The following is a 281-nucleotide window of genomic DNA, read 5'->3' on the forward strand; positions in this document are numbered from 1 at the left end:
CGCGTTGTGACAGACACAATCAATCTGGGTGCAGGTAACGATACACTGGTCACTTACGGTGCGATCAATCTGGCTGGTGCGACACTGTCAGGTATCGAAACAATTCAGGCAAACTCTGCTGTTGTGATCACTGCATCTCAGTACGCTGCTCTGGTTGCTGCCCGTGCTGCTCTGTCCCTGAGCACACCAGTTCTGGTGTTCTCTGGCAATGTCCCACATCAACTGACGATCGTTGATGACATCGCTGGTGCAAACAACATCGATCTGTCTTTGATCTCTGT

At 50.9% G+C, this 281-nt stretch carries 1 protein-coding gene; it reads left to right on the forward strand.

Going from position 1 to position 281, the window contains the following annotated elements:
• On the forward strand, positions 1-281 hold a 281-nt coding region (locus ACO0LH_RS28625; RefSeq protein ID WP_422944547.1), incomplete at both ends, for a hypothetical protein.

Source organism: Undibacterium sp. TJN19 (genome assembly GCF_049339485.1).
Classification (GTDB): Bacteria; Pseudomonadota; Gammaproteobacteria; order Burkholderiales; family Burkholderiaceae_D; genus Undibacterium.